Source organism: Enterobacter sp. PGRG2, from assembly GCF_030291195.1.
GTDB lineage: Bacteria > Pseudomonadota > Gammaproteobacteria > Enterobacterales > Enterobacteriaceae > Enterobacter_D.
This window is the reverse complement of record NZ_CP127837.1, coordinates 3,274,517-3,287,989: the sequence shown is the minus strand read 5'-3', so window position 1 is coordinate 3,287,989 and position 13,473 is coordinate 3,274,517. Positions and strand designations below refer to the sequence as shown.

13 protein-coding genes are annotated in these 13,473 nt (G+C 58.7%); 5 read left to right on the top strand and 8 right to left on the bottom strand.

Features of this window, described 5'->3' with window-relative positions:
• Positions 1–33: 33 nt before the first annotated feature.
• Positions 34–603, bottom strand: a complete 570-nt coding sequence (locus QRD42_RS14705) for a flavin reductase family protein (RefSeq protein ID WP_321987481.1) — start codon at positions 601–603, stop codon at positions 34–36.
• A gap of 229 nt (positions 604–832) precedes the next feature.
• Here QRD42_RS14705 and QRD42_RS14700 point away from each other — a divergent pair, with 229 nt between their 5' ends.
• The 4 genes from QRD42_RS14700 to QRD42_RS14685 all read left to right on the top strand — a co-directional run bounded on the left by QRD42_RS14700 (position 833) and on the right by QRD42_RS14685 (position 5,107).
• Positions 833–1,534 carry an ABC transporter ATP-binding protein gene (locus QRD42_RS14700; protein ID WP_321987480.1) on the top strand — a complete coding sequence of 234 codons (702 nt, stop codon included), beginning with the start codon at positions 833–835 and terminating at the stop codon, positions 1,532–1,534.
• Positions 1,531–2,499: an ABC transporter substrate-binding protein gene (locus QRD42_RS14695; RefSeq protein ID WP_321987479.1), complete on the top strand. Its 969-nt coding sequence runs from the start codon at positions 1,531–1,533 to the stop codon at positions 2,497–2,499. The genes QRD42_RS14700 and QRD42_RS14695 overlap by 4 nt, the downstream gene beginning before the upstream one ends.
• A gap of 39 nt (positions 2,500–2,538) precedes the next feature.
• Positions 2,539–4,194, top strand: coding sequence for an ABC transporter permease (locus tag QRD42_RS14690; RefSeq protein ID WP_321987478.1), 1,656 nt, complete (start codon positions 2,539–2,541; stop codon positions 4,192–4,194).
• 76 nt (positions 4,195–4,270) lie between these two features.
• The gene (locus QRD42_RS14685) at positions 4,271–5,107 is read left to right on the top strand and encodes an arylamine N-acetyltransferase (protein ID WP_321987477.1); all 837 of its coding nucleotides are present in this window, start codon (positions 4,271–4,273) and stop codon (positions 5,105–5,107) included.
• A gap of 11 nt (positions 5,108–5,118) precedes the next feature.
• Here the strand turns inward: QRD42_RS14685 and QRD42_RS14680 are convergent, their stop codons facing one another.
• Entirely contained in the window at positions 5,119–5,697 is a 579-nt protein-coding gene (locus QRD42_RS14680) for a TetR family transcriptional regulator (protein WP_321987476.1), read from the bottom strand.
• Between the two features lie 112 nt (positions 5,698–5,809).
• Between QRD42_RS14680 and QRD42_RS14675 the strand changes: the two genes are divergently transcribed.
• Complete coding sequence (locus tag QRD42_RS14675; RefSeq protein WP_321987475.1) at positions 5,810–7,306, top strand: SmvA family efflux MFS transporter; 1,497 nt, start codon at positions 5,810–5,812, stop codon at positions 7,304–7,306.
• On the opposite strand, the gene yddG is transcribed toward QRD42_RS14675, so the two are convergent.
• From yddG to QRD42_RS14645, 6 genes are all read right to left on the bottom strand, one after another.
• Complete coding sequence (gene yddG / locus QRD42_RS14670) at positions 7,303–8,184, bottom strand: aromatic amino acid DMT transporter YddG (protein ID WP_321987474.1); 882 nt, start codon at positions 8,182–8,184, stop codon at positions 7,303–7,305. The two genes, QRD42_RS14675 and yddG, sit on opposite strands and share 4 nt — an antisense overlap.
• Positions 8,185–8,249: 65 nt before the next feature.
• Positions 8,250–8,768 (bottom strand): GNAT family N-acetyltransferase, encoded by a 519-nt coding sequence (locus tag QRD42_RS14665; protein WP_321987473.1) that lies wholly within the window; start codon positions 8,766–8,768, stop codon positions 8,250–8,252.
• Complete coding sequence (locus QRD42_RS14660) at positions 8,753–9,043, bottom strand: DUF1778 domain-containing protein (RefSeq protein WP_318362959.1); 291 nt, start codon at positions 9,041–9,043, stop codon at positions 8,753–8,755. Before QRD42_RS14660 ends, QRD42_RS14665 begins: the two co-directional genes overlap by 16 nt.
• Before the next feature lie 90 nt (positions 9,044–9,133).
• Entirely contained in the window at positions 9,134–10,831 is a 1,698-nt protein-coding gene (locus QRD42_RS14655; RefSeq protein ID WP_318372749.1) for an NAD-dependent malic enzyme, read from the bottom strand.
• Positions 10,832–11,010: 179 nt separating this feature from the next.
• Positions 11,011–11,148, bottom strand: coding sequence for a stationary-phase-induced ribosome-associated protein (gene sra, locus QRD42_RS14650; protein ID WP_072568482.1), 138 nt, complete (start codon positions 11,146–11,148; stop codon positions 11,011–11,013).
• A 192-nt stretch (positions 11,149–11,340) separates the two neighbouring features.
• Positions 11,341–13,053, bottom strand: a complete 1,713-nt coding sequence (locus QRD42_RS14645; protein ID WP_321987472.1) for an ABC-F family ATP-binding cassette domain-containing protein — start codon at positions 13,051–13,053, stop codon at positions 11,341–11,343.
• Positions 13,054–13,473: the final 420 nt, after the last annotated feature.

Genomic DNA, 13,473 nt, shown 5'->3' with positions numbered 1-13,473 from the left:
GTAGGCCGGGTAAGCGCGAGCGCCACCCGGCGCTTACTTCACGCTTAACGTCTTTCCGCTCGCCACAAAATTCCCGCCTCCAAGATGGTGCAGGGTGTTGAGCTTATCGTCATCAAAATGCCAGCGACCGTTGATAAACGCCCGTTCATCGGCGGCGGCGGAAACCACTTCGCCAAATAACGTATCGTATTTCTCCTGCGCGGCGGTGGCAGGCAGCAGGCGGCACTCCATCCATGCCAGACATTTCTCTTCCACCACCGGCAACCCCAGTACCGGCCCGGCAATGGCCGGAATACCGTAACAGTTAAACTTATCCTCATCGCGCCCGGTCACGCTGCCGACCGCATAGGTCCAGTTGGTGGCGGCGACGCCGGGGATAACAATGCCAAACATGCCGCTGCGCTCGATAAGTTCCCGCGACCAGGTGCTTTTATCCACCACAATGGCAATGCGCGGCGGCGAGAATTCCACCGGCATCGACCAGGCGGCGGACATCACGTTCCGGCGGTCTATCTGTTCGTCGCGGCTGGTGATCATAATGGTCGGCCCGTGATTAAGCAGGCGGCTGGCGTGCTCCAGGGCGACAGGGCGAAAATGGCTCATGATATTGTCCTCGTCAGGTTGATGACGCATTAAAGGATTGAAAGCGTCCGGAAAGCAAGTCGTAACCTAAGCGTAATCCATCCGTCACACTCCCTCCCTATAGTCTCGCCTTACTAAGTCCCAAAGAGGATAACAATATGTTTACTCCCCTGTGTTTTCCACAGGTGAGTGCGGCCCGGCGGATGTCGATCCCGGGCGCGTGTCGGCTTCCCGCTGCGGGAGGGCGATCGTGAACGCATTCACCGATATAAGGCTGCAGGGCGTCTCTTTCGCCTTCGGCTCACATACCGTTCTCAATCAGATCGATCTCACTGTCGACGCCGGCAGCATTGTGGCGCTCCTCGGCCCGTCGGGGTGCGGCAAAAGCACGCTGCTGCGCCTGCTGGCCGGGCTTACGCAGCCTGCGGAAGGCGAAATCTATTTCGGCGAACGCCTGGTGGCGAAACCCAACTGGTCACTGCCGCCGGAAGCGCGCGACATCGGCATGGTGTTTCAGGATTACGCCCTGTGGCCGCACATGACGGTGGCGCAGAACGTCGCTTTCCCGCTGAAGATGCGCAACGTGCCGCGTGGTGAGCGGGTGGCCCGCGTGCTGGCGGCGCTGGATCGCGTCGGCCTGGTGGATTTCGCCGACCGTAAACCGGCAGGTTTATCAGGCGGGCAGCAACAGCGCGTCGCCCTGGCGCGGGCGATTGTCGCTGAGCCGCGCGTGCTGCTGTTTGATGAGCCGCTCTCCAATCTCGACAGTGAACTTCGTGAGTCGTTATGCCTTGAGATGTCGCGCCTGCTGCGCCAGCTCGGCATCACCGCCGTCTATGTCACCCACGATCGCCGGGAAGCCGAACTGCTGGCCGACCGCATCGTGCATCTTTCTGCGGGCAGCATTGCCGCTGTACGCGCTGTCACACCATCCTCAGGGGAATATGCATGAAAGCTGTAATGTCTGTGAAGAAAGGAGTTGCTCTCGCCATGATGCTGTCGTCCGTCATGATCTCCAGCGCCCACGCGCTGACGGTCTATACCGCAGGTCCGGGTTCGCTGGCAAAAAGTCTCGCCAGCGGGTACGAGAAAAAGACCGGCGTGAAAGTGAATATTTTCCAGGCCACCACCGGCAAAGTGATGGCGCGTCTGGAAGCAGAACAGGCCAATCCGCAGGCGGATATTTTGATCTCCGCCTCCTGGGATACCGCAGAAGATCTGCATACCCGCGGCTGGCTGTTGCCGTACCAGAGCAGCAATGCCGAAAAGGTGCCCGCGGCGCTGAAAACCAGCGAATACGTGGCGCAGGGCGTGTCGGCGCTGGGTATTGTCTGGAACACCAAAAGCGGTACCCCAGAGCCGAAAGAGTGGCAGGATCTGACCGCTCCGGCGTTTAAAGATAAGGTGACCACGCCGGATCCGGCGCTGTCCGGCGCGTCCCTCGATCTGCTGATCGGCCTGCAAAACAGCATGGGCGATAAAGCCTGGGCGCTTTTTGACGCGCTGAAGCAGAACGGTATGGTGGTCAGCGGCCCCAACGCCCAGGCGGTGACGCCGGTGATGCAGGGGGCGAAAGCGGCAGTATTCGGCGCGGTGGATTATGTCTCCTACGGTAATATCAGCCAGGGCGAGTCCCTGAAGGTGATTTTCCCGGCCAGCGGCACGGTGATCGCGCCGCGACCAATGATGATCCTCAAAACCACTCAGCATGCTGACGATGCCAAAGCTTTTGTCGATTACGTCCTGTCGCCGGAAGGACAGGCGATGGTCGCTGACGCCTGGCTGATGCCGGCGCGTAGTGACGTGGAAGCCAAACGCCCGCTGCTCAACGATCTGCATATTCTGCCAACCAGTCAGGACGGTAACAGCGAGCGCAGCGAAGTGCTGCAACGCTTCAATACCCTTTTCAGCAAGTAAATTCAGCCGACGGGGGCGACCCCGTCTTCAGGATCCGTTGTGAATCAGAGAATGCTTTCTGTCCTGACGCTGGCGCTGCTGGTGATACTGGTGGCGCTGCCGCTGTCCTTTATTGTTTTACAGGCGATTTTCCCGTCATTCAGCGCCGGTTCTTTTGCCGCGCCGTTCAGCACCATAGTGCCGCAATTCAGCGATCCGCAACTGCCCTCCATGCTCGCCGGCACCTTATGGATCGCCGCAGGCGTAGCGCTGCTGAGCGCGCTGATCGGTTTGCCGCTGGGCGTGGCGCGCGGGCTATTTAACCTGCCGTGTCCGCGCTTGTGGGATGTGCTGTTTTTGATCCCGTTCCTTACGCCGCCCTATATCGCCGCGCTTTCGTGGATGCTGGTGTTGCAGACTAATGGTTATCTGGCGCAGCTGGCGGGGTTTGATCTCAACGATCTGCTGTTCAGCCGCAGCGGGATCGTGCTGGTGATGACGCTGAACATTTTCCCGGTAGTCTATTTCGCGGTGTCCCGCAGTTTGCTTGCCAGCGGGCAGCGACTGGCGATTGTCGCCCGGGTGCACGGGGCCAGCGCCTGGCGCGCCTTCTGGCACGTCACGCTGCCGATGCTCTCGCCCGCGCTGGCGGCGGGTATGCTGCTGGCCTTTACCCTGGCCGTTGAAGAATATGGCGTACCGGCCGCGTTGGGATCGCGATCCGGCGTGGTGATGATGACCGTCGGCATTGAGAAAAAGCTGGCCGACTGGCCGATCGATTTACCGGGCGCGTCACTGCTGTCGCTGATGTTGATTGTCATCGCGCTCGGCGGCTGGTGGCTGCAACGTCAGCTGGTGGGGAATAAAGACGTCACCAGCGTGACGGGAAAACCCGCGGAAAATATCGGCGCGTCATTAGGTATCGCCACCGTGCCGGTGATGCTGGTGATGGGCGGCGTCGGTTTTCTGGCGGTCGGTCTGCCGGGGATCTCCATGGCGGTGACTGGTATTATGTCAACGCTTTCCGGCGGGCTTTCCTGGGATAACGTTACCGGCAGCCATTATCACGCGCTCTTTTCTCAACAGGGGGATGCGCTGTCCGCCCTTGGCACCAGCCTGTCGCTGGCGCTGGGCTCGGCGCTGGTCACCGGCGTGCTCGGGCTGCTGGCGGCCTGGCTGGTGGTGGTGCAAAAAATTCGTGGCCGCGCGGTGCTGGATGCGCTGTCCTTGATGCCCGCCGCGCTGCCGGGGATTGTGGTGGGTGTCGGGCTGATCCTGCTGTGGAACCGCACCTTCTGGCCGGTATCGCCTTATAACAGCTGGATGATTTTGCTGCTCTCGTACTGTTGTCTGCTGATGCCCTGGCCGGTGCGCTATGTCGGCAGCGCGCTGCGGCAGCTCGGCGGTAATCTGGAGCCTGCCGCCCGTGTGCATGGCGCAAGCGCATTGCAGGCGCTGCGGCTGATCGTTCTGCCGCTGGTGTTTCCGGCGCTGCTGGCGGCCATGCTGATGGTCTTCGCCATCGCCTCGCGGGAGCTGGTGACTTCGCTGCTGCTGGCGCCTGCCGGTACGCAAACCGTCGCAGTCTTTATCTGGCGTCAGTTTGAGCAGGGATCCGTTGGGCAGGGCATGGCGATGGCGACGCTGACGCTGGTCACCGGGCTGATCCTGATGCTCACAGCGCTGGGCATTATGCAGCGAAAAGGCCGGACGTAAGCGGCAGTGCACAAATTGCCGCATCAAAATATTCATCCAGTGTATAAATAGGACTCATCTTTTGCCGGAGTGTGAAATGAGTCCTTTTTTAACAGCCTGGTTTCAACGCCTGAACTGGACGGGTGTCCCGCAGGCCGATCTGCCGACGCTACAGTCGCTGCACCAGCACCATAACAGCGCTATCCCTTTTGAAAATCTCGACGTGCTGTTGCCGCGGGAAATTGAACTGACGGACGAGGCGCTGTTCGCCAAGCTGGTTGTCGCCCGGCGCGGCGGCTACTGCTTTGAGCTGAACGGCCTGTTTGAACGCGGGCTGCGGGAAATCGGCTTCAGTGTTCGCAGTCTGCTTGGTCGTGTGGTGATGGCCAACCCGGAGCAGATGCCGCCGCGCACGCACCGCATCCTGCTGGTGGAGCTGGACGGCGAGCCCTGGCTGGCGGACGTTGGATTTGGCGGGCAGACCATCACCGCGCCGATCCGGCTGCAAACGGATATTGAGCAGAAAACGCCGCACGGCCTTTATCGCCTGCAACGGGAGGGGGATGACTGGATCTTACAGTTCAGGCATCACGATCGCTGGCAGCAGATGTACCGCTTCGATTTAAGCCAGCAATACTTCTCTGATTTTGTGACCGGGAATCTTTATACCGCGCACTACCCGCACTCGCATTTTCGCCATCATCTGCTGATGTGTCGTCATCTGCCGGATGGCAGCAAACTGACGCTCAATAATTTTCACTTCACCCACTGGCAGGACGGGGAGGTGGTGGAGCAGTTTAACGCTGTGGATGTGCCCGCGCTCCATGAACTCTTACAGACCCGCTTCGGGCTGGGGACTGACGATGCCAGTCATGGCGTGACGTTGTCACAACTGAGCGCGGTGATGGCGGGTATCGCCGCCCGGGAGAAGTAACAGGGCCGTCGTCAGCGGTTAAGCTCCAGTTCGATCGCCCGGTCAATGTGGCGATCGAAAGCTTCGTCATCCAGCCCCTCAAGTCCCAGCACGTGCATGCCGTCCAGACCGCATACCAGTGCAATCAGTCGCCAGGCGACGTTTTCCACGCTGTCGCTAAGGGTGAACTCGCCGGCCTGCTGTCCGGCATGAATAATTTTCATCGCCTCCTCATGCCACATCTCCATGGTCAGTACGTAAGCCCCTTTAATTTCCGGATCGCGCATCGCCATCAACTGCGCTTCCCGCCACAGCTTGATATAGCGCTCAAAGCCGCGATCATCGCTGCCCAGCATGGAATGCAGGCGCTGACGCCAGCTGGCGTCTTCGGGCACGACTTCGGTGTCCAGCAGCACGCGGATCAGACGGATAAACGCCAGCGCGCGCAGTTCACTGGTAGAGGCAAAGTGGTGATGCACCTGGCCTGCGGCCACACCCGCCACGCTGGCGATGCGGCGCACGGTCATGGCGGATAATCCCTCGTCCAGCGCCACGCGCATGGCGGCGAGCAGAATATTTTCCCGGCGGTCTTCCCGATTGAGGTAGTTCATAGCGGCTCTCTGAATAATGGGCGAAAAGAATATAACAATAAGCTGGACATGCGTCCAACTTTACGTAAGATCGCCATTTCTGGACGGATGTCCAAATTAGGGAGAGAGGGCTATGTTTCGTCAGTGGCTGACGTTGTGGATTATTGTTCTGGTCTATATTCCGGTGGCGATCGACGCCACCGTACTGCATGTGGCGGTACCGACGCTGAGTATGACCCTGCGCCCCGGTAGCAATGAGCTGCTGTGGATCATTGATATCTATTCGCTGGTGATGGCCGGTATGGTGCTGCCGATGGGCGCGCTCGGCGATCGCATTGGCTTTAAACGGCTGTTGCTGTGTGGCAGCGCGCTTTTTGGTGTGGCCTCGCTGCTGGCGGCAAGCGCCTCCAGCGCCAGCGGGCTGATCCTGGCGCGGGCGTTGCTGGCAACAGGGGCGGCGATGATCGTGCCCGCCACCCTTGCCGGGATCCGCGCCACCTTTACGGAAACCCGCCATCGAAATATGGCGATTGGCATCTGGGCGGCAGTCGGTTCCGGCGGTGCGGCTTTTGGCCCGCTGGTGGGCGGTCTGCTGCTGGAGCACTTTTACTGGGGCTCGGTGTTTCTGATCAACGTGCCGATCGTTCTGGTGGTGATGGCGCTGACCGCCTGGCAGGTGCCGCGCCAGACCGGTCGCCGCGACCAGCCGCTTAATTTCGGCCATGCGGTAATGCTGATTGTGGCGATATTACTGCTGGTCTACTGCGTCAAAATGGCGCTGAAAACCACGGTCGCGCCGGGATTACTGGCAGGCGGGGCGGTGCTCGGCATGATCCTGCTGGTGACCTTTGTGCGTATCCAGCTTGCCGCCCGCACGCCGATGATCGATATGCGGCTGTTTACGAATCGCATTATTTTAAGCGGCGTGATAATGGCTATCACTTCGATGATCACCCTGGTGGGATTTGAGCTGTTAATGGCGCAGGAACTGCAATTTGTGCATGGCTTTACGCCTTTCGCCGCCGGGGTGTTTATGCTGCCGGTGATGCTGGCGAGCGGCTTCAGCGGCCCCATCGCCGGTCTGCTGGTGTCGCGGCTTGGGCTGCGCCGGGTGGCGACGGGCGGCATGGCGCTGAGCGCGCTGAGTTTCCTTGGCCTGTCGGTCACTGACTTCAGCAGCCAGCAGTGGCAGGCCGCCGCGCTGATGGCGCTGTTAGGTTTCAGCGCCGCCAGCGCGCTGCTGGCCTCCACCGCGGCGATTATGGCCGCCGCGCCAAAAGAGAAAGCGGCCGCCGCCGGCGCAATCGAAACCATGGCTTACGAGCTGGGGGCGGGACTGGGGATCGCCATTTTTGGCCTGTTGCTAAGCCGCAGTTTTGCTGCGTCCATCGTCCTGCCGGATGCGCTCACCGTCAATCAGGCGGCGCAGGCGACGTCGTCCATTGGTGAGGCGGTACAACTGGCGCAGACGCTGGAGCCGGGACTTGCCGCCGCTGTTATGCAGGCGGCAAAAACGGCCTTTATCAGCTCGCACAGTGTGGCGTTAAGCAGCGCAGGCGTGACGCTGTTTATCCTGGCGGTGGGGATCTGGTTTAGCCTTGCGGGTACCGATAACCGCCAGACGGATTAACGCCGTCGGGTGGCGTACCAGCACAGCAGCGATCCGCCGCAGACCATCAGCGCCCCCTGCCAGAACGACAATGACAGCGGGGCGCTCAGCAGCAACGCCGCCAGCGCCGAGGAGAGTACTGGCGTGAAATAGGATGCCGCCGCGAGCACGTTGACGTGACCATGCAGGATGCCGGTATTCCATGCCGCATAGCCAAAGCCCAGCGCACAGGCCACCAGGAGTAATTTCAGCGTCACCGGCCAGCTGAATATCATCGGCGGCTGCTCGCCGAGCGCATATTTGATCCACAAGCTCATGGCGGTCAGCAAAATAAAAAAGGTGATGCCGTTATGCCCGCGGGCATATTTGCTGGTGACCGTACAGTACGCTGCCCAGATAATGGCCCCGCAGAATGCCAGAATATAGCTCAGCGGACTGGAGACCACATTGCGGATAATATCCTGCGGGTTGAGACCATTCTCACCGCCGAGCACCCAGCTGACGCCAAGCACGGAAAGCAACAGACCGGGGATCACCCACAGGCTGGATTTTTGACCATTAAACAGGATGGCAAACAGAATGGTCAGGCTGGGCCACAGATAATTCACCATGCCCACCTCAATCGCCTGTTGACGCGTCGCGGCATAGCCCAGCGACAGGGCGAGGCACATCTCATAGCTGACAAACAGCAGACTACCTACCAGTAAATAACGTGGCGGGAAACGACGAATATCGGGAAAACCCACGGTGAGGAGTAATAATAAACCGCTGAGGGTGTAAATCATGGCCGCGCCGCCAACCGGTCCCAGTCCTTCGCTGACGCCACGGATCAGCCCGACCATGGTGCTCCATAATATAATCGCCAGTAAGCCGGTCAGCGTTGCTCTTTTTTGGGTCATCCCTCGTCCGTTATTTTTCTGAATACCGAAGGCGAATTTATAACACTATTTTCGCTAGCCAGGGATCAGATTAAAAATTCGAACTGATTAACGGGGTAGAAGAGCGTTAACGGCTGCGATTTTGAAAGCGTGAAGCCTAATGACTGATAAAACTTTACGGCGGCCTCGTCTTTGGCTTCGACGAAAAGCGCATAGATGCCGACCATGCCCGCGGTTAACCAGGTGCGGCGTAGGGCATCAAACAATAATTTCTCACCGAAACCCCGTCGTTGCAGGCGTCGATCAACCGCCAGTCTGCCAAGCAGAACACAGGGCAGGTTACGATAAGGTAGTTTGCGTTGCTGGGATCCGGAAAGGTGCTGTTTTTCATATGAAGCCCCCGAGAGGGTATAAAATCCCATAATTTCAGGAACGGCTTCGTTTGTGACCAGCACGTAGCAACGCAGAATACGTCGCTCTTGCTGAACAGACATCTGGGACGTTAAAAACACATCCAGCGCCTCAACGCCACAACTGAAATTTTCTGTCCGATAGGTTCGGGCAGGATCGTATGACTCTATGCTTAACGTTAATTCTTCTGCCACGTCCAGCTGTCCTTGTCATGATAATGTGCAGCCACTGCTTTCATGCGTTCCGTTGGCTGTGGGGGATTGTCCAGCAAGGCCTGAATGCGCTCCCAGTTTTGCTCATCCAGCACGATACGCCGGTGCTCATTAATAACTTCTGCTGCCCGCTCCCGCACCGCATCGATCACAAAAGTACTGACTGGTATGCTTAGCAGGCTGGCGGCTTCTTCCATTTGTTTTTTCAGACTTTCATCAAGCCGGAAATCAAAGCGTTCTTTTTTCGCGGTGGACATGGTCAACCTTCGTATGTACGGTAAATTGCCGTACATTCTATCATGGCTGATTAAAATGACGCCAGCGGGTTATCGCTGGCGCCATAAAACTCAGATAGACGTCCGGCGGTAGCTGCGGTATTCCGGCTGCCAGAAGTTTTCTTCGATGGACTGCTGCAAGGCTTCGGCGGAGGTTTTCACCGCGAGGCCTTCTTCCTGCGCCATTTTCGCCACCGCCAGCGCAATCGCCCGCGACACGGTCTGAATATCTTTCAGCGCCGGAAGCACCATGCCTTCGCCGTGGTTTGCCAGCGGGGAGTGCTGCGCCAGGGTTTCGCTGGCGGCCATCAGCATGTTGTCGCTGATGCGTGACGCGCCGGAGGAGATCACCCCGAGGCCAATGCCAGGGAAAATGTAGGCGTTATTACACTGGGCGATAGGGATGACTTTATCCTGCCAGTGGACCGGCATAAATGGACTGCCGGTCGCGACCAGCGCCTGGCCTTCGGTCCAGGTAATAATGTCCTGCGGGGTGGCTTCCACGCGGGAGGTCGGGTTCGACAGCGGCAGCACGATAGGGCGCGGGCAGTGCTTATGCATTTCACGAATAATTTCTTCAGTGAATAAGCCGGTCTGCCCGGAGACGCCGATCAGAATATCCGGCTTCACATTACGCACCACATCCAGCAGCGACATAGCTTCTGCATCGGTATCCCAGTGCTGCAGGTTGTCGCGCTTTTGCACCAGTTTGCTCTGGAAGGAGAGCAGGTTCGGCATCTGGTCGGTCAGCAGGCCAAAACGATCCACCATATAGACGTTCTGCCGCGCGGCTTCCTCGCTCAGGCCTTCACGCTGCATCTGGGCGATAATCTGCTCGGCGATGCCGCAACCGGCAGAGCCTGCGCCGAGGAACACCACTTTTTGCTGGCTTAACTGGCTGCCTGCGGCACGGCTGGCGGCAATCAGCGTACCGACAGTCACGGCGGCGGTGCCCTGAATATCGTCGTTAAAGGAGCAGATTTCATCTCGGTAACGGGTCAGCAACGGCATGGCGTTTTTCTGCGCAAAATCTTCGAACTGCAACAGTACGTCCGGCCAGCGCTGCTTCACCGCCTGAATGAATTCATCAACAAAGGCGTAATATTCATCGCCGGTGATGCGCGGATGACGCCAGCCCATATACAGCGGATCGTTAAGCAGCTGCTGGTTATTGGTGCCGACATCCAGCACCACCGGCAGGGTGTACGCCGGGCTGATGCCGCCGCAGGCAGTGTAAAGGGAGAGCTTGCCGATGGGGATCCCCATGCCGCCGATACCTTGATCGCCCAGCCCCAGAATGCGCTCGCCGTCGGTCACCACAATCACTTTGATATTGTGGGTCGGCACGTTTTGCAGCATGTCGTCCATGTTGTGACGGTTTTGATAGGAGATAAATACCCCACGCGCGCGGCGATAAATTTCAGAAAAACGTTCGCAGGCGGAGCCGACGGTCGGGGTGTAGATCACCGGCATCATCTCGTCGAGATGGTTATCGACCAGACGATAGAAAAGGGTTTCGTTGGTGTCCTGGATGTTACGCAGATAAATGTGCTTATCGATTTCCGTTTTAAAGCCCTGGTACTGTAGCCAGGCGCGTTCAGCCTGCTCCTCAATGGTTTCAACCACATCCGGCAACAGGCCCAGCAGGTTGAAGTTGCTGCGCTCTTCAAGGCTGAAGGCGCTGCCTTTATTGAGCAGCGGGAATTCCAGCAACACCGGACCGGCATAGGGAATGTACAGAGAACGGTTTTTTTTATACTTCAGTAACATCTCAAAACTCCTTAAAAAACGATCCCGTCGCCTGCATGCTGACGGGGACGGCGGCGGCGCAAGTATAAAGCATGCCGATGGCAAATACTTCCCGGATGCGTCTAATCGTAAGGAGAATGTTAAAGAATTGCGAGGCGGGTTCAGCAGGCCCGGCAGACGTGCGTCGCCGGGCAATATCATTATGACTTCGCGCGACGATGGCGACCGGTGCGGTGGGTGACTACCGTCGGTTGATCTTCACTGGTAACGATTTTTCTCTGGTTAGACACTTTGTAGTCCATACCCAGAATGTGACGTGCCTGACGATTCGTTTTCATGCTGACTCCTTAATCCTGTGACAAGTTTCAAGGACGCGCCCGCAACATTGACGGGTGAGCGTAATCCCATAGCGAAAGCCAATGCCGCGCGGTACGAAAAGTGCGCGGCACCTTTGATGTTGGGTCATCCCATGCCAAATATCAATGGCCGCGCCGGGTTTCAGAACAGTCTGTGACCCGGCGCGGGTTTCGCTACTCCAGCTGCCGGGAGATATCGTCAATAGCGGCCCGCCACTGCGCCTGAAGTTGCGGCTTCTGATGTTTCGGCTTGCGCGCCAGATCTTCCGCCAGCCGGGTTTCCAGGGCAATCAGCTCAGCGAGCAGCCGATCGTCATCAGCCTCCGGGGACCGTGGGGAAGATCCCACCGCGACAGGTGCCGCCACCGCGTCCGGCTCCCGCAGCCGCGTAAACACCGCCTCGACGTCGTGCCACTCCTGCAGCTCGCCATCCTCAATCAGCCAGAAACGGTTACAGCTGCTGGCGATCAAATCACGATCGTGGCTTACCAGCAGTACGCCGCCGTCAAAGCCGGAAAGCGTCTGCGCCAGCGCTTCTTTGCCTTCTATATCCAGATGGTTGGTCGGCTCGTCCAGCATCAGCAGGGCATAACGCGCCAGCGACATGCCGACAAACAGCAGACGCGAGCGTTCGCCGCCGCTTAAGGTGCTGACCCGCTGCCCGTGACGCGCCCAGGCGAAACCGGCGGCGATCAGCGCCTGTTTCCGCACCTCCGGCGGCGGGGCGAACGGCTCCAGCGCATCGAACAGCGTATCTTCATCATGCAACTGATGGAGCGTCTGATCGTAGTAGCCGATGGTAACGCGCGGATGCAGCACCACGCCTTCAATTAGCCGCTGTTGCCGATAATGCTGCCACAGCAGGCGTAACAGCGATGATTTCCCACAGCCGTTGCGTCCCATAATCGCCACCCGATCGCCGCTTTTGATTCGGCCAAGGGGCAATCTGAACAGCGACGCAGCTTCCACAGACGGAGCGACATTAAGTTCGCTCATCTCCAGCAGACGGTCGGCGCGCAGCGCATCGCCCTGCAGGGTAAGCGTCCAGTGGCTACCGGCGGTGACGTCGGTTTGTACCTCTTTCAGGCGCAGGATCTGCTTTTCCATCTGCTTCGCTTTGCGGGCGAGATCTTCGTTATCGTAAACCTGTCCCCAGGTCGCCAGCCGTTTCGCGCTGGCGGTGATGCGGTCGATCTCTTTCTGCTCGGCTTTTTGACGCAGTGCGTCGGCTTCATCCCGTTCAGCCAGCGCCCGTCGTGCGGCCTGGCACGGCAGGGCAAAACAGTTCAGCGTCTGGTCGCGCAGGATCCAGGTGGTGTTGGTCACCGCATCCAGCAGTCGCGCATCGTGGGACACCAGCACAAAGCTGCCGTTCCAGCGCTGCAAAAACTGCTCCAGCCACAGCAGCGTCGGCAGATCGAGGTGGTTGCTCGGCTCATCCAGCAGTAACAGATCCGGCTGACGGATCAGCGCCCGCGCCAGCAACAGCCGCGTGTGCTGACCGCCGCTGAGCGTACCCGCGCATAATTGCCACTCCCGCTCGCTGAAGCCCTGGCTGGCGAGCAGCGTTTCCGCCTGCCAGCGTCGGGCATCGCGTTCCGCCTGCGGCAGTTGCGACAGCACCGCGTCAAGCATGGAGAGAGAAGCAAGCTCATCGGGCAGGTGTTGTTCGACCCGCGCCAGCAGGCAGTGTCGGGCCACAGAATAGACGCCAGCGGTCGGGGAAAGGGTGCCGTCCAGCACTTTTAACAGCGTGCTTTTGCCGCAGCCGTTATAGCCCACCAGACCAATGCGGTCGCCTTTCTTAACGGTAAAAGAGAGATCGCGAAACAGCGAACCGAAAGCCGTATCGACACGAAGGGATTGTGCATTTAGTAATGTGCTCATTGCTTACTCAAGAGTTACAGGCACGCGTGTGCCTCGTCAAACATCGCTGACGATAACCCGGTAAGCCCGAGAGAAGGGAGTCAGGTGATAGCTTCGCTCAAGCTTCAGTTATCGCAGCACGATACTGGTAACGCTTGAGCAGTGGCGATCGCCAAAATGATGTGAATGGATAAACAATTCACAGCAAAGCATAAGTAACCTCCTTTTATATTTATCAGGTGAATGAATACAGTGAGTGTAACGGGGGAACCGAAGTTTGACTAGTGGCCCGTCGCTACCAGATTTTGCCCTGTCAGACGCGTAAGATCCCCCCAGCCGCACGTTATTCAGCGGGCGCAGCGGGGCAAGTCGGTTATTGACAGCAGCAGAGCAGGTACAGAGGGAGCACCAGGCTTCCATCCATGCCAGATTAGTCGGCTG